20 protein-coding genes are annotated in these 17,583 nt (G+C 42.0%); 13 read left to right on the plus strand and 7 right to left on the minus strand.

The window, feature by feature from the left end:
- Positions 1-562: 562 nt before the first annotated feature.
- The 6 genes from JV36_RS0102740 to JV36_RS0102765 are packed head-to-tail and all read left to right on the plus strand — an operon-like array spanning position 563 to position 4,932.
- Complete coding sequence (locus tag JV36_RS0102740; RefSeq protein ID WP_172602874.1) at positions 563-2,914, plus strand: heavy metal translocating P-type ATPase; 2,352 nt, start codon at positions 563-565, stop codon at positions 2,912-2,914.
- A gap of 9 nt (positions 2,915-2,923) precedes the next feature.
- Positions 2,924-3,280, plus strand: coding sequence for a cupredoxin domain-containing protein (locus JV36_RS0102745; protein WP_172602873.1), 357 nt, complete (start codon positions 2,924-2,926; stop codon positions 3,278-3,280).
- A gap of 29 nt (positions 3,281-3,309) precedes the next feature.
- On the plus strand, positions 3,310-3,609 hold the full coding sequence (locus tag JV36_RS0102750) for a DUF2933 domain-containing protein (RefSeq protein ID WP_032094224.1): 300 nt from the start codon (positions 3,310-3,312) through the stop codon (positions 3,607-3,609).
- The gene (locus JV36_RS0102755) at positions 3,599-4,252 is read left to right on the plus strand and encodes a methyltransferase family protein (protein ID WP_032094223.1); all 654 of its coding nucleotides are present in this window, start codon (positions 3,599-3,601) and stop codon (positions 4,250-4,252) included. Before JV36_RS0102750 ends, JV36_RS0102755 begins: the two co-directional genes overlap by 11 nt.
- A gap of 58 nt (positions 4,253-4,310) precedes the next feature.
- Positions 4,311-4,676, plus strand: a complete 366-nt coding sequence (locus JV36_RS0102760) for a hypothetical protein (RefSeq protein ID WP_032094222.1) — start codon at positions 4,311-4,313, stop codon at positions 4,674-4,676.
- Positions 4,677-4,728: 52 nt separating this feature from the next.
- The gene (locus JV36_RS0102765; RefSeq protein WP_032094221.1) at positions 4,729-4,932 is read left to right on the plus strand and encodes a hypothetical protein; all 204 of its coding nucleotides are present in this window, start codon (positions 4,729-4,731) and stop codon (positions 4,930-4,932) included.
- 106 nt (positions 4,933-5,038) lie between these two features.
- On the opposite strand, the gene JV36_RS0102770 is transcribed toward JV36_RS0102765, so the two are convergent.
- From JV36_RS0102770 to JV36_RS0102795, 6 genes are all read right to left on the minus strand, one after another.
- The gene (locus JV36_RS0102770; RefSeq protein WP_032094220.1) at positions 5,039-6,376 is read right to left on the minus strand and encodes an APC family permease; all 1,338 of its coding nucleotides are present in this window, start codon (positions 6,374-6,376) and stop codon (positions 5,039-5,041) included.
- 95 nt (positions 6,377-6,471) lie between these two features.
- Complete coding sequence (locus JV36_RS0102775; RefSeq protein ID WP_032094219.1) at positions 6,472-7,212, minus strand: MauE/DoxX family redox-associated membrane protein; 741 nt, start codon at positions 7,210-7,212, stop codon at positions 6,472-6,474.
- A gap of 46 nt (positions 7,213-7,258) precedes the next feature.
- On the minus strand, positions 7,259-7,768 hold the full coding sequence (locus JV36_RS0102780) for a DUF305 domain-containing protein (RefSeq protein WP_032094218.1): 510 nt from the start codon (positions 7,766-7,768) through the stop codon (positions 7,259-7,261).
- A gap of 21 nt (positions 7,769-7,789) precedes the next feature.
- Positions 7,790-8,206, minus strand: a complete 417-nt coding sequence (locus tag JV36_RS0102785) for a hypothetical protein (protein ID WP_032094217.1) — start codon at positions 8,204-8,206, stop codon at positions 7,790-7,792.
- Between the two features lie 22 nt (positions 8,207-8,228).
- Positions 8,229-8,978, minus strand: coding sequence for a copper resistance protein B (locus JV36_RS0102790; protein ID WP_032094216.1), 750 nt, complete (start codon positions 8,976-8,978; stop codon positions 8,229-8,231).
- A gap of 10 nt (positions 8,979-8,988) precedes the next feature.
- The gene (locus JV36_RS0102795) at positions 8,989-10,809 is read right to left on the minus strand and encodes a copper resistance system multicopper oxidase (protein WP_032094215.1); all 1,821 of its coding nucleotides are present in this window, start codon (positions 10,807-10,809) and stop codon (positions 8,989-8,991) included.
- Between the two features lie 942 nt (positions 10,810-11,751).
- Here JV36_RS0102795 and JV36_RS0102805 point away from each other — a divergent pair.
- On the plus strand, positions 11,752-12,207 hold the full coding sequence (locus JV36_RS0102805) for a hypothetical protein (RefSeq protein WP_013783939.1): 456 nt from the start codon (positions 11,752-11,754) through the stop codon (positions 12,205-12,207).
- A gap of 101 nt (positions 12,208-12,308) precedes the next feature.
- Here the strand turns inward: JV36_RS0102805 and cadR are convergent, their stop codons facing one another.
- Entirely contained in the window at positions 12,309-12,734 is a 426-nt protein-coding gene (cadR, locus tag JV36_RS0102810; protein ID WP_032094213.1) for a Cd(II)/Pb(II)-responsive transcriptional regulator, read from the minus strand.
- Between the two features lie 81 nt (positions 12,735-12,815).
- On the opposite strand from cadR, the gene JV36_RS0102815 reads away from it, so the two are divergent.
- The 6 genes from JV36_RS0102815 (at position 12,816) to JV36_RS0102840 (ending at position 17,538) form a co-directional block, all read left to right on the plus strand.
- Positions 12,816-13,442, plus strand: coding sequence for a cation transporter (locus JV36_RS0102815; RefSeq protein WP_032094212.1), 627 nt, complete (start codon positions 12,816-12,818; stop codon positions 13,440-13,442).
- Positions 13,439-13,804, plus strand: coding sequence for a DUF3703 domain-containing protein (locus JV36_RS0102820; RefSeq protein ID WP_032094211.1), 366 nt, complete (start codon positions 13,439-13,441; stop codon positions 13,802-13,804). Before JV36_RS0102815 ends, JV36_RS0102820 begins: the two co-directional genes overlap by 4 nt.
- Positions 13,791-14,702: a cation diffusion facilitator family transporter gene (locus JV36_RS0102825; RefSeq protein WP_032094210.1), complete on the plus strand. Its 912-nt coding sequence runs from the start codon at positions 13,791-13,793 to the stop codon at positions 14,700-14,702. Before JV36_RS0102820 ends, JV36_RS0102825 begins: the two co-directional genes overlap by 14 nt.
- Positions 14,703-14,721: 19 nt before the next feature.
- Complete coding sequence (locus JV36_RS0102830; RefSeq protein WP_032094209.1) at positions 14,722-15,099, plus strand: hypothetical protein; 378 nt, start codon at positions 14,722-14,724, stop codon at positions 15,097-15,099.
- Between the two features lie 71 nt (positions 15,100-15,170).
- Positions 15,171-16,598 (plus strand): TolC family protein, encoded by a 1,428-nt coding sequence (locus JV36_RS0102835; protein WP_032094208.1) that lies wholly within the window; start codon positions 15,171-15,173, stop codon positions 16,596-16,598.
- On the plus strand, positions 16,591-17,538 hold the full coding sequence (locus JV36_RS0102840) for an efflux RND transporter periplasmic adaptor subunit (protein WP_032094207.1): 948 nt from the start codon (positions 16,591-16,593) through the stop codon (positions 17,536-17,538). The genes JV36_RS0102835 and JV36_RS0102840 overlap by 8 nt, the downstream gene beginning before the upstream one ends.
- Positions 17,539-17,583 lie beyond the last annotated feature (45 nt).

Below are 17,583 nucleotides of genomic sequence, written 5' to 3' on the forward strand. Positions count from 1 at the left end.
ATCTGATGTCTGTTTATCGCTCTGAAGGGATTAAATTCATCTAAACAGATCCGTCCGCTATCTTGGGCAATCCAGCCAGTCGAAACGTCCACAAAGTATGATACATTTTTGTGAATCTTCACTTATCAATATTTATCTCGAAGCGCAAAAAGTTGTGCGTAGTCAGTGGTAATTTAATTTAAAATTCAGGGCTACATCATTGATTACTGATGACCTCGTTTCTCGCGAATAATAGCCTAAAGATGTTCATAATGTTGGGTGAGTCCAATTTCTAGCTAAAAGTCTTCTAGTCAATTAGTAGCCGTTCACATTGTCGTTTTTGCGCATACCAATTATTTATCTCATAAATGACAGAAAAGTAATCAAACTGTAATGCCAGTGCCGTGTTCCTAACATCTTACACCGTTAAAATTATGTTTAATATAAAAGCAACCTTATTGCTTTTTGTCTTGTTCCCGTATTGCCCCTAATTACTATGCAATTAGAGTCAAAAAAATATGAATCTATGCAAATACAGAGCACAGAAAAAAGTTAAACGCGCCAATAACACGACGGAGTCTAAATGACAGCAACTGAAAAAGTTACCCAAAAGACAGCGAATAACTGTTGTTGTAACAAGCAAGCCCAATCAGCGAGCGAAACTCCTGCGGTCAAAGACATAACCAACCAAGAGCCCAATAATCTATCAGAAAATCGATTTATAATTGAAGGAGCCAGTTGTGCCAGCTGCGTCAACAAAATTGAGGCGGCATTAAACAATCTGCCTGGGGTTGAACGAGCGGAGATGAACTTCGCTCAGCGTGTTGTCACGGTAACTGGAGATACATCGGTTTCAAATATTATAGAAGCGGTGGAAAAAGCCGGATACAAAGCAAAATTAGACGACAGCGACTCTGAGCAAGAAGCTCTGGACGAAAAAGAAAAAGCCGACTGGCAATACTACAAAAAATTAATGCGCGAAATGGCCGTTGCGTTGTCGCTTGGTGTGCCATTGATGATTTACAGTCTGGTCTTTGGCGAAATGACAGTAACAACTACTACAGAAAGACTCGTTTGGTTAACCGTCGGATTGCTGACTCTTGGCGTAATGGTTTTTGCGGGTAAACACTTTTATGTGGGCGCTTGGAATTCATTTAAAAATCATTCTGCGAATATGGACACATTAATAGCTCTCGGAACAGGAACTGCTTGGCTTTACTCAATGGTGGTTGTGTTTGCTCCTGATGTGGTTCCCCTAATGGCAAGACACGTATATTTTGAAGCGACTGCAATGATTATTGGTTTAATCAATCTTGGCTTAGCTCTTGAGATTAAAGCGCGAGGTAAGACTTCAGAAGCGATTAAGCGTTTAATTGGCCTGCAAGCTAAAACAGCCCGTGTTATTAGAAACGATAAAGATGAAGACATTCCAATAGAACAAGTATTGCTCGATGAGCTTATTCGAGTCAGGCCAGGTGAAAAAATATCAGTAGACGGCGTGGTGGTAGAAGGACACTCCACAGTTGACGAATCTATGTTGACCGGTGAGCCGATGCCTGTAGAAAAAACAGAGGGGGTAGAAGTCGTCGCTGGTACGATTAATAAATCAGGCTCAATTATTTTTAAGGCAACGCGCGTAGGCAAAAATACGGCGCTTGCTCAAATTATCAACATGGTAAAACGCGCTCAAAATTCAAAGCCTCCGATAGGACGTTTAGCCGATATCATTTCAGCTTACTTCGTGCCCGTTGTTATGATCATCGCCGTAATAAGCGCTCTAGTTTGGCTAAACTTTGGGCCGTCTCCAGCTATTGCTTACGCAATTGTGTCGGCAACAACAGTTCTCATCATCGCTTGTCCATGTGCACTTGGTTTAGCGACACCGATGTCAGTAATGGTAGGAGTAGGCAAAGCCGCAGAAGCTGGTGTGTTGATAAGAAACGGCGAGGCGCTGCAAACAGCCAGTAAAATTACTACGATGATTTTAGATAAGACAGGCACTATTACTGAGGGAGCACCTAAGGTAACCGATGTATTGTTAGCACCCGGTCAAGATGAAAAACAAGTGCTAATGCTCGCGTCGAGTATCGAAGCAGGCTCAGAACATCCTTTAGCGATGGCGATAGTTGAAAGTGCCAAATCAAAAAACATATTACCTAAAAAAGTCACTCAGTTCTCCTCGATTGCTGGGCAGGGCGTTGAAGCACAGCTTAAGGGTGACACGCTTTTGTTCGGTAACGAAAAGCTAATGAAAGAGCGAAATATTGACATTAGCGACTACGTCGAAAAAGCCCAAGGCTTAGCCTCTGAAGCTAAAACCCCAATGTATTTTGCGGTTAATTCATTACTTGTTGCAGTAATTGCAGTTGCCGACCCAATTAAAACTGATTCTATTGATGCAATAAAGCGCCTTCAGAACAATGGAATTCGGGTAGTAATGCTAACTGGCGATAATCGTTCAACGGCAAAGGCAGTAGCTGAAAAAGCAGGTATCACAGAGTTTGTGGCTGAAGTTATGCCTGAGGAAAAAGCAAATAAAGTAGCTGAGTATCAAACGATGGGAGAAATTGTGGGTATGACAGGTGACGGTATTAATGACGCACCCGCCCTAGCTCACGCAGATGTAGGCTTTGCAATAGGTACAGGTACTGACGTAGCCATTGAAAGCGCTGACATTACGCTAATGCGGGGCTCTCTTCATGGTCTTGCTGACGCAATTGCGGTGAGTAAAGCCACTCTAACCAATATTAAGCAAAACCTATTCGGAGCATTTATTTACAACGTTGCGGGTATTCCATTCGCTGCCGGTGTTTTATATCCATTTTTCGGTCTTTTATTAAGTCCAGTAATAGCTGGTGCTGCGATGGCGTTTTCATCACTAACAGTCGTCACCAACGCCAATCGTTTGCGATTGTTTAAAGCAAAAGAGCATTAGGAGATTGTGATGATGCTATGGATCAACCTTGTAGGAATTGCGCTTATTGTTCTAATCGTCTGGTGGTTTTGGTTGTACAAAGAGCACAATATTAGTATCGCTGAAGGCTCGTTAGAGGTCTTGGTAAAAGACGGTATTTACCAACCAGCACACATCAAAATCAGAGCGAATGAAGAAAGACAAATAGTATTTCATCGAGCTGATGCGACTCCTTGCGCAGAAATGCTATCAATACCCGATTTAGATATTTCAGAACGGCTACCTTTAAATAAGAAGACAGTTATATCTCTTCCAGCGCTACCATCAGGTGAGTACGCGTTTCACTGTCAAATGCAAATGTATAAAGGGAAGATAACGGTTCAATGATTCGTTAGCTTTCAAAAAGGAGAATAAATATGAGCAATTCAAATTTATCATTTTGGAAAACGCCTTCTGGGTGGGCTGCACTGGGACTCATTGCTGCTGCGAGTTACTTTTTATTTTTTGAGCATGGCGAGCATGTGTGGTCATATTTGCCTTACCTGATTCTGTTACTTTGCCCCTTTATGCATTTTTTTATGCATGGGAGTCACGGGCACGATCGTCATAATAACGAGCAAAAAGAGACAGAAGAAGACCAAATGACGTTCAAAGAAAGGCCTCAACAAAAAACAACTACAAACATCGAAGAAAAGAGAGAAAACGATGCACGGTGAATCCGACTATGGCCTATGGGGCTTAGTTTTCATAAATTCGGCCATTTTTATATTTTTTGCATTTAGCTTTGTAAAACCACAATCAAAGACCGATTGGAGAAGCTTGGGTGCTTTTTCCGCTTTTATACTTGCTTTGTTCACAGAAATGTATGGGTTTCCACTCACCATCTATTTTTTGTCAGGCTGGTTAACAGAGCTTTACCCAAACACAGATTTTTTTGCACATGAAAATGGACATTTGCTCCAAACGATTTTAGGTCTTGAGGGGGATGCCCATTGGAGCATATTGCACATTACTAGCAATGTACTCATCGTTGCTGGTTTCTTTATTTTATCTTCTGCGTGGAACGTTTTACATCATGCGCAGAAAAACCATTCGCTTGCCAATACAGGTTGGTATGCAAGATGTCGCCATCCACAGTATTTAGCTTTTATTATCATAATGTTTGGCTTTTTATTGCAATGGCCCACCATCCCGACATTGATCATGTTTCCAATATTGACACTAGTCTATATTCGCTTAGCGAAACGTGAAGAAAAGGCTGCGATAGCCGAATTTGGGGAGCGTTATTTAGCATACAAAGATAACACGCCTGCTTGGCTCCCTAAATTAAGCAGTTCAAATCTACAATATGGCAATTAACGTTTTTGTAAAACGCGATGGTCGAAGGTATCAACATATTTATAGGCAGGAAAAAACAATGAGTAACAAACATCATAGAGTTGGTGTAAATGAATTAAATTTAGTAATTCGTCACCTTCGACTGACGGGTGTGACTGCGGACAATTTAGACTTAATTGTCCGAGATATAGATTCAACCATCGGCGTTGATGCAGTGTCCTTTGAAGAGTCATCCAACACGCTTCATATTGGTTATGATGCGACGCATTGTGAACTGGATGGCATCGAGAATATAGTTCGAACGCACAGAGCCGACATTTCGGACGATTGGTGGACGCATTTCAAAGAAGGCTATTATCAATTTGTTGACGAAAATATTCGCGAAAATGCCAAACATAAGCCATGGAGCTGCCATACAACTGATCTGGGCAAGCGCTCTAAATAAAAAGACTTAAAACATCGTTCAAAACCTTTTTAATCTTAAGGAGACATTATCAATGCAGATTTCTAACAACACGCCAGTTTATCGACCGATTGTGAGTGACAAATTGGAAAAAAATCATCAAACAGCAGAAGCAGAAACATCCAACTGTAAAAAGAAAGAAGCTGGAGAAAGCGCCATTGCGGAGGCGAATAAAGTGAACGGTAATAACCAGACCGAGCCGAGTGAAATTAAGCAATCAATATCTGTGAAGGTGTAACTAGTAGAGCTCATATCTACACGTCTATCGGACTGATTCAATTTTATAGAATGTTCAGGCCGATAAACGTGCATTTCCCGCACTATATCCTCAAAGTTTTTTTATTCTAGCCATCATGGGCATGTCCTTCATCGTCATCATCTTTGCGCTTATGCCTGAGGAAAAAGCGCTCATAGGCAAAAACGGCAACAATGCCAATGCCAGCAATGATGATAATCTGTAAATCATCACTGCCTTTGATCCAAATGAATGCGAGAAGAACAACAGCATCTAATATAATTGCGGTGATCACCACCAGTGGGTTTGCTCCAACCTCTTTTCTAAGTACCTTTAATACGCCCCAATGAATGATAATATCCATTACTAAGTAAAAAATGGCTCCTAAAGATGCGATCCTTGAAAGATCAAAAAAAGCGGCAAGTAGTCCGGCAGCAACTACAGTAAAGACCAAAGTATGTTTTTGAATATTACCGGGCATACCAAAGTGCCGATGGGGGATCAAATTCATATCTGTCAACATTGCCAACATACGCGAAACCGCAAAAACGCTGGCTAGTAGACCCGATGCGGTCGCTATTATTGCAATACCCACCGTAAACCAAACACCATACTGTCCGATAGCGGGACGAGCCGCTTCAGCGAGTGCATAGTCTTTAGCTGCAACTATCTGTTTGACCGTTAATGTGGAGCCTACGGCATAGCAGACTAATAAATAGATAACCAAACAAATTAATAAAGACACTATAATGGCTCGCCCAACATTTTTGTTTGGGTCGACCACCTCGTCGCCGCTATTGGTGATAGTTGTAAATCCTTTGTAGGCTAAAATCGCCAAAGCGGTCCCAGCTAAAAATCCACTAGCAGAGGAATTTTCACTTACATCAGCACTAGCGGCTTGAAAAGCAAACCCTGCTGCCCAGAGTGCTACAAGGGCGAAAATTAATATGCCACCAATTTTCAAGACGGCTGTAACCTTAGATACACTTCCAATTACCTTGTTACCCGCAACATTTACAACAAATGCAAAAATGATGAGTCCGATAGCTAGTATCGGGACTAATATGCTATTTTCTTGCACATCAAATAACTGAAGGGTGTATGTGCCAAACGTTCGGGCCACCAGACTTTCATTGATAATCATTGAAAGTGCCATTAATAATGCGGCACCTCCGGTCACGGCACTTGGTCCATAGGCCTTTTTTAATATCATTGCGATCCCGCCCGCAGATGGATATTTGTTTGAAACCTTGATGTAACTGTAGGCACTAAATCCACTAATGATGGCGGCTATGATGAATGCAAGCGGGAAAAGCGAACCTGCATATTCCGCGACTTGACCGGTGAGCGCAAATATTCCTGCTCCAATCATTACACCAGTGCCCATCGCTATTGTACCGGTTAAACTTAAGCTTCCTTTTTCATAATCTTCGTTGTGAGAACTCATTGTAAATATTCCTTAAAATGCGGTTTAAGAAAGACTATTTTGTGGAGACACAAATCTATTTTGTTTTTAAAGCTTTAAATATGTCTCCACCGTCTTTAAATCATTGCGGTTGAGAGCATCCATAACCCTGCGGCAATCATAAAGAGATTTTCTGTGAGTGATACAAAGCCAAGCGGTACGTTACTATCACCGCCCACGCATGCACATTTGAGTTCACGCTTATCAATATACACCGCTTTGAATACTGAAACCGCGCCTACTGTCCCGATAAATAGAGAGACAGGGCCAACGAGATAACCAGACAGGCCTGCGAGCATTCCGATTCCAGCGAACGCTTCGGCAAAGGGGTAAATGTAGCCGTAGCGTATATTCCTCATAGCGAGTAAGTCATAGGTGATGAAGGAGTTCGTAAAACTATAGAGATCTTTAAGCTTTTGAATCGCTAATAAGCTCATGCTAAATGCAACAAATAATTCTATAACTTGAATGAAAAAATTGCTTTGAACAAAGGCATATGCGATTGCTAGTGCCATTAACAATGCAACTGAAAATATTGCAATGACAGGTGTATAGGTGGTGCCCGTTTGTCCTGCTTCCCCTAAATCAAAATATTCACGTAGATCGTCATACCCTCCGATTCTTTCTCCATTGATAAACGTTTGAGGGGTTGTTTCTACTTCGTGTTCGTTTTTGAACTTATCGGTTTCTTCACGACTTGCTAGCTTGTGGTCCTCTACTTGATACCCTTCTCGTTCCAGTAGGTCTTTAGATCGCAAGCCATAGGGACAAATGTGTTCATCTGTATGCATTCGATATAATTTTGCTCTTAATTCCATGGTCTTCTCCTAATTATAAGTAATTTGTAATTTTCCAATGGCGTGTCTATTTTTGACTGAAATCCGGTACTTGACGACTTTCAACTTCAGCTTCAGTTTTTACTTCACCATTCTTCTCTATGTCCTCTAGTAACCATTTCATTTCCTTGATTTCTCGCTCTTGCGCCGCAATGATTTCGTTTGCTAGCTTGAGGACTCGCTTATCTGAGATATTGGCTCGCTCGCTAGTTAAAATCGCAATAGAGTGATGCGGTATCATTGCTTTCATCCACGCTTCATCAGCGATGGTTGATTGAGAGCGGACTAGGTACAGTGAGATCACAAAGATGAGTCCGCTACCTAGCAAAATTGTCCAATTCTTGGCTTTGTTCTCATACATGTTAAGCATAAATAGCAACATAATGATTGCCATTATTGAGCCCATATAGATAGCCATGTAAAACCGCGTTTCGCTAAAAAAAATGTGGTCAAATGCATATGTATTGAAATACATCATTAACAGCATGGCCGCAGTTGATGTAAAGATCATTGCTAAAAATTTTGTATATTTAGTCATCACGTTATCCTGTCTGTCCTTCTAGGACTGATTCATTGTTTTAAATATTAGAGAGGCCGAACAGCTAACAAGCAAAAAGCCCGTCATTGCCTCCAAACCTGATAAGAAATTTAAATGCCCAATTGGCTCTAGTTGAGCTAATCCTAAGGTGGTTAAGTTAATGAGTGAGAAGTAATAAATTTCAATAAAATAAAGAGAACTTGATCCCTGCAAATCGCCTAGACCGATCTCTATAGATAACAGAAACCCTACGGCGAACCAAAAGGCAGCTATCAACTGGCTAAAGGTTATGCCATAAACTACTGCAATGAGCTTTAAGTATGCAGAAAGGTCTGAGCTAACAACGTAATTTTTTAACGCTCTGAGGCTTAAAAAATGACTCGTCGTAGCGAGGCCTATTGCCACTAAAGCTATCATCAACTGAATAATTACTTCCATTGATTGCTCCTTTTAAAAGCGCTTAAAACCAGAATCGAGCACCCACCACGAAACCAGTTTCACTTACCGACTCACCCTTGTTTCGAGCAATATCAGCGCTATTAACGAGACTCCGACTCCAATAAATGCCTGCGTATGGTGCAAACTCTCTTGCAAACTCATAGCGATATCGCAAACCTAAACGTATCGAATTGAGGCCAGAGGGGCGGTCAAACCTTTCAGATTCTGAAAGCGAACCAGCAAGGGCAAGTCTCGGTTGTAAGAATGACGTTTGGGTTACTCTTATTTCATATTCGGCTTCTACTGAGAAACTGACATCACCATCCTCATTAATCACAATGGAGTTATCCATTTCGAATTGATAAGGAGCAACCCCATACAAGCTAATGACGGCATAGTTCTCCATACTCGTATCGCTACTTAGCAGTCCTCTTGTGCCAATACCGACTTGAAATTCCCAAAATGGCGCAATTAATTTACTAGCAAGGAGCTCAGCTCGCTCTAAATCTGTTGGTTCGCCATCATCTTGCTTGTTTTCGCCTTCACTTTTGAAGTAAAGGCGATAGGTATCACCGCCGTACCATCCGATCATGTCCCACACTCCGATGTTTTCTTCATCGTTTGTGCGTGTATATTCAAAACGGTCAAATAAAATCATGCCCGTGTTGTACTGTTCGACTGGTTTTGGCCAATCTGATGGAATCTCTTGCGCATTAGACGATGCGCAAAGACCAATTAGTAAAGTACTGAAAATTTTAGACGTGTTTTTCATATAATTTCCCCTACGAGACCGATACGATTCTGAACATGCCCGCATCCATGTGATAGAGCAGGTGACAATGGAATGCCCAATTTCCGGGGGCATCTGCGCTTATCAAGAGCGACACTTTTTCGCTGGGTTTTAAACTTATCGTATGTTTTCGGGGGGGCGGATAATTCCCGTTTTCTAACTCCATCCACATACCGTGTAAGTGGATTGGATGGTTCATCATAGAATCGTTCACTAAAATCAAACGAATTCGTTCGCCATACCTAAAATGAATAGGGCCATCGACTTCGTTAAATTTGAGTCCATCAAACGACCACATATAACGTTCCATATTGCCAGTAAGATGTAATTCAATAGTTTGGGTCGGCTCTCTGGTGTCGGGCCATTCCTCAGCGCCGGTCAAGTCGCTATATAATAGTACCCGATGTTTTGCGTCCTCTAAGCCAATGCCTGGCTCATCAAGTCGACTGGTAGGGTTTGTTGCAAGCATACTTGCACCGGGTCCATGACCCTCCTCATCATGCTCAATATTAATATTATCTACCGGGAGTGCTCGCATATGCATCGATGAATGGTCATTCATTGTGTCCATTGATGACTCAGAAGACTCTTCTTTATTCATTGGCTTATTAGATTGCTTGTTCATGCCTTCCATCCCGGCCATATCTGAATTCATCCCCATGGCCGCCATGCCACGCTCTGGCATTTCACGCAATGTCGGCACAGGCGCTTCTTTCCCAAGTTCAGTACTAAGCGTTCCACGAACAAAGCCACTTCTGTCCATGCTTTCTGCAAAAAGAGTGTATGTAGTCGTGCCGATTGGCCTTACAATTACATCATAGGTTTCAGCAACCGCGATTCGAAGTTCATCGACTTTAACGGGTTTTATTGGTTGTCCATCAGCAGCCACTACCGTCATTTCGAGGCCCGGAATACGAAAATCAAAATACGTCATGGCGGAGCCATTTATGAGCCTTAATCGAATGCTTTCATTGGGCTTATAGAGCGCGGTCCAGTTGGTTTGAGCATCTCTGCCATTTATTAAATATGTATATGTGGAGCCTGTTACATCGAGAATATCTCTGGGATTCATCCGCATATTGGCCCACATAGCTCTTTCTTTTACTGTATTAAAAAAACCTTGCTTTTTAATATCGTTAACAGTGTCGCTTATGGTGCGTTGTTGATAGTTGTAGTAACCCTCTGCCACTTTCAAATGCCTGAACACATCGTGTGGATCTTCAAAGGTCCAATCGCTTAACTGAATGACATGCTCCCTGTCTGCACCTATGTCACCGTCGGAAGGGTCAATGATGACCGGGCCTAAGTGCCCCAGTTGCTCTTGCAGTCCCGAGTGGCTGTGATACCAATAGGTGCCGTTTTGTTTTATATCAAATTCATAGGTAAACGTAGAGTTCGGGTCGATACCAGGAAATGAAACGCCAGGTACTCCATCCATGTTAAATGGGAGAATAAAACCATGCCAATGAATAGACGTGCTGTCTGGTAATTCGTTGGTAACATGAATCTTAACTTGCTGACCTTCTCTTAACCGGAGCAATGGGCCAGGTGATATGTCGTTGATGGTAATAGGGCTTGCAACATCGCCGGCAATTTTCTTTTGCTGGCGAGAAATAGTCATGTTGATGTTTTTCCCACTTACTACTGCATCCCCGTAGTTTACCTCTGCAATACTGTTGTCATTTTTGCTATTGCTATAACCCTCTGCGAAAGCCCAAGGTGCTCTCATCTGACCTAGCAGGGCAAAGCCACCAGTGGCATAAGCCGCGTTTCTCAAAAAAATGCGCCTATGTTGCTTCATTCGATTATTCATAAGAACCTCACTTCTTTAGCGATATGTGCGATACGCTGCACTGTTTACATGTTTGTAAGGTAGTAACCTGACAAACTGCTTAAGAATTGAAGTTGATTTTAGGCGGCCTCAGGAGGCTAAACCCCGAGTAGAAATGATAAAAATTGAAGAAATAAAAGTTTGAAAAAGATGGTGCATTGATTGATTTCAAAACAGGTGCAACCATTGATGAAAGGTTAGAGCTCGAGCCTAATTTACACTCACAAACACCGTCACAACACTTACCGTCGCACTCTGTATGATCTTGATGTTCCGAGTGTTGCGAATGTTCCAAATGTTGCGTATTGTCAGAATGATGCTGAGTCGTTGCGGACTCAATGAAGTTGGCAGTTGCGTCATTTTTGTTTGAAGGCTCACATGCAACACTAGACAATGATAAAACAAGCAAAGCGAGGCACGCAGCGCATTTTACAAATGCATCAAGTAATCCTTTATCTGTTTTATTTGCGTTCATAATGTTGCTCAAACCCCGTCAATATCGGGTAAAAAGTTCACATATGTAGGTAAATAATGCAATCAACCTTACAGAAATAAAAAATCGCTCTTCTACAACAAATCAAGTCAAAACGCCCTAAGTCTTGGGAAGTAGAGCACAACTTAATGTCCATATAGTCACTCTCTCCTAGTCATATTTGAGAGTAGTGCAAAAAGCAGTCCGACTATGACTAGTCAAGCCTAGATGAGAGTTTTAGCCTCTTTCTTAATTGAAATAAGCGAATAAGTGGTGACGTATTCATGGCTTAATTTTTAATTTAAAGTGACCCAACGTGAAACGACACATAAACGAGCGGATCTGACAAATTTGTAATGCAACTGTAATCTAGCCGTTATGATTTTAAGCGGTATTTACTTTAAATTTCTGTCTGGAGCCTTTTTAATCTGTGCGGGATATCGAGAGTTAGTATGAAAATAGAAAGTGTAAGAGATATTTTAGAGTGGACCATGGATTTCCATAAACAACTAGCAAGCTGCCTCACGCATTGCGAACCAAATAATTCTGAGCGCTCAAAAATGGCAATGCAATACTTGATTGCTCATGAGGAGCATTTAGCAGCGCTTATTAAATCATTTTCAGTGAAAGCGGAATCTGGAGAGTTGGAAACGCTCTTTATAGAATATTTGGAAAAGAATCCAATAGTTTTACACGAACATTGCGACGGCGCATTTGAACAAAAGGCAGACTCAGAGATTGCAGCAATCGTAATTGAACAACATCAAGAAGTGATAGCACTTTATTCTTATCTAAGAGAGCAGGCTGTAATCCCTCATCATAAAGAACTTTTGGACAACTTACTGGCACTGGAAAATCAAGAAATTGTGCGGATGGCTCAAGGATTAAATAGATTTCAGGATATTTAATTTTATAACCCAATCGGTAAAACTAGCGTTTCATTGGAAATACTATTTATTGTGAGGCAACAACTTGTTATACCGTTCGCTAGCGAACGAGTCATTGAGGCTCAGTCGTTACGTTTTGCAGGGCAGTGCGAATCTACAATGCTGTCTATTCTGTGCAAAACACCGCATTCCTTGATTTTCTTATCGTCGTTACAAGCGGCTCGCATGGATTTAAGTGTTTTCTGTAGAGCGTTTAGCTCAGATATTCGATGCTTAATATCATCAATATGTTTGTCCATTGTAGCATTGACGTTTTCGCAACTGCTTTCTGGGTTAGTTCGTGTTTCTAGTACTAAACTAATTTCTTCAATCGTCATATCTAGCGAACGGCATTGCTTAATAAACAGCAACTGCTTTAGTGCTTCGTCCGAATAACTTCGATAATTCGATTGCGTGCGCTGTGGTGCTGCTAACAACGCCTTTCGTTCATAAAAGCGAATAGTTTGAATACTTAAGCCCGTTTTATCTGCTAACTGTCCTATTTTCATTTTACTTTACCTAATGCGCTTGACTCTATACCAAGTATAGAGTTTACACTTGTGTCATAAGTCAGTAAAGCGAGTGTTTTTATGAGCGGCTGTGGGTGCGACATTGAAATCAAAGACCAAGAACAAAAAAGGGTGTTGTATTGGTTATTAGGCATTAATGCCGTTATGTTCGTTGTTGAAATGAGTGTAGGGTTATTGGCTGACTCAACAGCGCTTATTGCTGATTCATTGGATATGCTTGCGGATGCGGTGGTGTATGGCATTGGTATTTATGCAGTGGGTAAAACCATCATTCACAAAGCAAATGCCGCAAAAATTAGCGGATATTTTCAATTGATTCTAGGCCTTATTATTTTATTAGATATTGCTCGTCGTTCGATATTAGGCAGTGACCCCGAGTCATTGTTAATGATGGGGATGGGGTTTGTTGCCTTAATCGCTAACGTTATATGTTTAGCAATCATTAGAAAACAGAAGAGTGGCGAAGTACATATGCGAGCGAGTTGGATTTTCTCGGCGAATGACGTTATTGCCAACGTGGGCGTAATTGTAGCGGGAGTGACGGTTTATCTATTTGACACTCGCTGGCCTGATTTAGTGATTGGCTTTATTGTTTCAATTATCGTCTTGCGGGGTGCAATCTTAATCTTAAAAGATGCCAAGCAAGAACTTCGTAATAACAGCGCATCTAATGGAGAAGTTTTATGAATTTTACGCAAGCAGCAAAGCCTTACGTAACCCAGAAATTGAATGAAGCACATAAATTATTTACTGACAAAGATGATGAGGCTGGATTTACAGCATTGGAAGATGCACATGTGATTGGGCAACATTCAACTTATCACCATACCCGAGTACACTATGAAATGCTCAAGTTTGGATTAAAACGTAAGGACTTTATAGAAGTCTTCGGGCAGCTCTTCAGGCTGATTGGTGCTGTTACCAAAACGGCTATTGGCTTGTTGCCGGAGGGCAATACGGGCGGGGCAAGTGTAAGCCCGTTCAAACTCATGCCGCTTTCACCTGCAAATAAAGTAATCTTGGATAAGATCAAACATGCACAGTCATAATCATTCACATAGCCATACGCACTCAGATGGAAATTCAGACGATGCATCAAGGCGCATTGGCTGGGCGTTCTTTTTAAATGTGGTGTTCACCATCATCGAGTTTATCGGTGGTTGGCTAACCAACAGCACCGCTATCATGGCAGACGCGGTGCATGACCTCGGCGATAGTTTGTCAATTGGCACAGCTTGGGGATTGAACAAACTTAGCGATAAATCAGCTAATAAAACCTTCTCATATGGATATAAGCGCTTTTCTTTATTGGGCGCGTTGATTAACGGTTTAGTGCTCACGGTAGGTTCTATTTGGATATTGTTTGAAGCAATCCCACGTTTGGCTGTGCCTGAAATGCCACAAGTAGAGGGGATGTTAGCCTTATCTATTTTTGGTATGGCAGTAAACGGTTTCGCCGCTTATAAACTAAGCGAAGGAACGTCATTAAATGAGCGCGTGCTTAATTGGCATTTGCTAGAAGATGTTCTCGGTTGGGTTGCCGTATTTATTGTATCCATCGTCTTAATGTTTAAGCCTTGGGCGATTTTAGATCCCATCCTGTCCATTGGCTTTACTTTGTTCATCCTCTTCAATGTGTTTCGTAACCTAAAAGAAACCCTGATGCTATTTTTACAGGCAACGCCAGATGAAGAGCAAATGTCAAAAATCCGAAACGACTTGCTTGCAAACGATAAGATAAGCGACCTCCATCATTTTCATATTTGGTCTTTAGACGGAGAGCGCAATGTGATGACTGTCCACCTTGTGTTGGAAGGTGAAGTCAGTGTTGAGCACATACAGTCATTGAAAGAGGGCATACAAAGCTCATTAGCAAAGTATCATTTTGAACATACCACAGTAGAGCTGGAATTTGCTGACGAACAATGTCGTGACGAAGTGAAATAGGCTTGGTAGACTGGCACTTATGAAAAATTTAAAACGAATAAGTTACATCATGATCTCGCTGATACTCTTTCAGTCGTTTTCTGCTGTGGCCAATTCGTTAGATTTTCATGCAATAGACACACAACATTTGCAACATGAACATCAGCATTCAGAGCACAATCAAGCTTCAAATGATATGCCAACTAAAGTGCTTGGTGAGTCAGCAAAAGCAGATCACCATAACCCTGCCGATTGCCATCATTGTGGCCACTGCCACGGTACGCATGCGCAGTGGTTAGGCCAGCACGACATCAACAATCTACAATCTGTGGTGTCTACCCACAACTTTAATTATTTGGATGCGATTATCGACGCACCCATCAACCGATTACTACGCCCACCCAAAACACTATCCTAATATCGCTTTCGATAGTGTCTCGCTGAGAAAAAGCGCGTCACTGAATATTGATAAATTATTAGGATATTCTAATGAAAATGTTTCATATTTTTGTGCATGCACGCGCCATTGCGTTTGCTTGCATGCTGGGCTTAACATTGAGTCCAATTGCCGCACAAGCGGTGCAAACTAGTCGCTATTTAGATGAAGGTGTTCAAGCGCCCGTACGAGAAACGCTGAGCCTTGAAGATACAATCAGACTTACACTTGCCAATAATCCAAGTTTGTATGAGTTTGAATTTAGACAGCGAGTGATTGACGGTGAATCAAAAACTGCCGCGCTTAAACCCGCACTGAATGCTGGGATTGAACTAGAAAACTTTATGGGAACCGGCGAGGTGTCGGGCATTAAGGAGCTCGAAGTCAGTTTGACCTTGTCATCTGTACTACAGCTCAACGACAAGCCTAGCGCAAGATTGGACGTACTCTCTGAGCGTAAAATACAACAAGAGGTGGAAAAGAAAATACGCACATTGGATGTCCTTGGCGAGCTGAATCGTCGGTACATCGATGCACTTGTATTGCAAGCCACCTTAGACGTGCAAAACGATGCAGAGACACTTGCACTCTATACCTATAACGCAGTTTCTAAGCGCGTTGATGCAGGCGCGTCACCATTGCTAGAGCAAAAACGCGCCCAAGCAGCGCTAGCCCAAGCAAAACTCGATGTTAAATTAGCTCAAGAAGGTCTTCAATTTGCACTGCGCAGTCTTGCCACCATGTGGGGCGAACAAACGCCCACTTTTAAGCGTGTGGAAGGTAAGCTTTTTGCGTTTCAAGACATTGGGTCATTCGAGATGCTTTCTGCCGCTATCCAAAGCAGTCCGCATATAGACTTGTTTGCAAAACAAAGCCGTGTTCAAGCAGCACAGCTCAGATTAGTGCAAGCCAATAATCGAGCTGACATTGAGTGGTCGGCGGGTATTCGACGAATACAAGGTATTGATGAAACTGCTTTAATAGCCGGGATCAGCGTGCCATTGTTTCAACAAAAACGAAACTTAGGTGAATACGAGGCGCAAAAAGCTCGCCTTGATGCAATAGAGGTGCAAAAACAGAGTAATGTGCGCAGTCTTTTACATTCAGTTAATCAAGCCTTAGGTGAGCACACCCGCGCATTATTAGAGGTTGACGCTATCCAACAAACTGTCATACCGCCTCTTACAGAAGCCTTGGAGTTAGTCGAAAGCGCCTATTTAGATGGCCGGTTTAGCTATTTGGAGTGGGTATCTACTCGACAAGAGTTCTTAAATACGCGCCTGACATTAATTGAGGCGGCGTCTCAAGTGCACCTAAGCAAAACAGAAATTGAAACGCTTACCGGTCTCGCACTTAAGGCTTCACAAAGCAGCACTGCAAAAACGGATACTGCAAAGAGCAACGCTTCCAAAAAGCTAGCGCACGACATCACTATGCAGCAGCCATCAAACATTTCGATAAGAAGTAACTATCATGAATAAATTTACTCTATTAAAAACATTCACAATATTAAAAGTACTCGTTTTAAGCATCACGCTAATGATGATACATGGGGCGGTGAGCGCGGGAGACAAACACGCAGACGGTGATTCTCATGAGGATGATAAACACGCTGGTGAAGTCGTTGCGATGAGCGACGAGACTGCTTTGCAAAATGGCATTACTACCACAAATGTTATTGCTGGCGACATTGCACTCTCGACCACACTTTATGGCCGAATAAGTGCAGATCCTGCTTCTTTGAGTCATATCAGAGCGCGTTTTGACGGTGTGATCAACGATGTCAAAGTCAACATTGGCGACACCGTTAAAAAAGGAGATATTTTAGCGGTCGTAGAATCAAATGAGAGTTTAAAAAGCTACTCAATTACATCTCCATTTGATGGCAACGTAATAGCTCGGCATGCCAACAATGGTGAGTTATCAAACGGACAAGTACTTTTTTCCTTAGCCAACTACAAGGATGTGTGGGCACAATTAACCGTGTTCTCGCAGCACCTCGGCAAAATTAAGGTCGGACAAGCTGTTGAATTAAGGCATGCAAACTTTGAGCAGCTATCTGAAATTGCTTACCTGACACCATCTGCTGATAGTAGTCCGCATTCGCTTGCTAATGTCACTGTTGACAATAGCAGTGGCTATTGGCCATTAGGCACCTTGGTAAAAGCGCAGGTAACGACAACCACCAAGGCCGTGAGTCATATGGTGCCTGTGACTGCCGTGCAAGAGTATGAAGAAAAGCAAGTGGTATTTGTTAACCATGATAATGAATATAAACCACGACCCGTGCAGCTCGGTGTAACTGATGGTCGCTATATTGAAGTCATAAGCGGCATTGAAATAGGTGAGCGTGTGGTGGCTACAAATAGTTACCTGATCAAAGCAGATCTAGAAAAATCGGAGGCCGGTCATGATCATTAATGCCTCAATACAACCTGAATATACATGTTTGCTACTGCAAGGCTC

It is taken from the genome of Alteromonas sp. LOR, assembly GCF_000753865.1.
Taxonomy (GTDB): Bacteria; Pseudomonadota; Gammaproteobacteria; order Enterobacterales; family Alteromonadaceae; genus Alteromonas.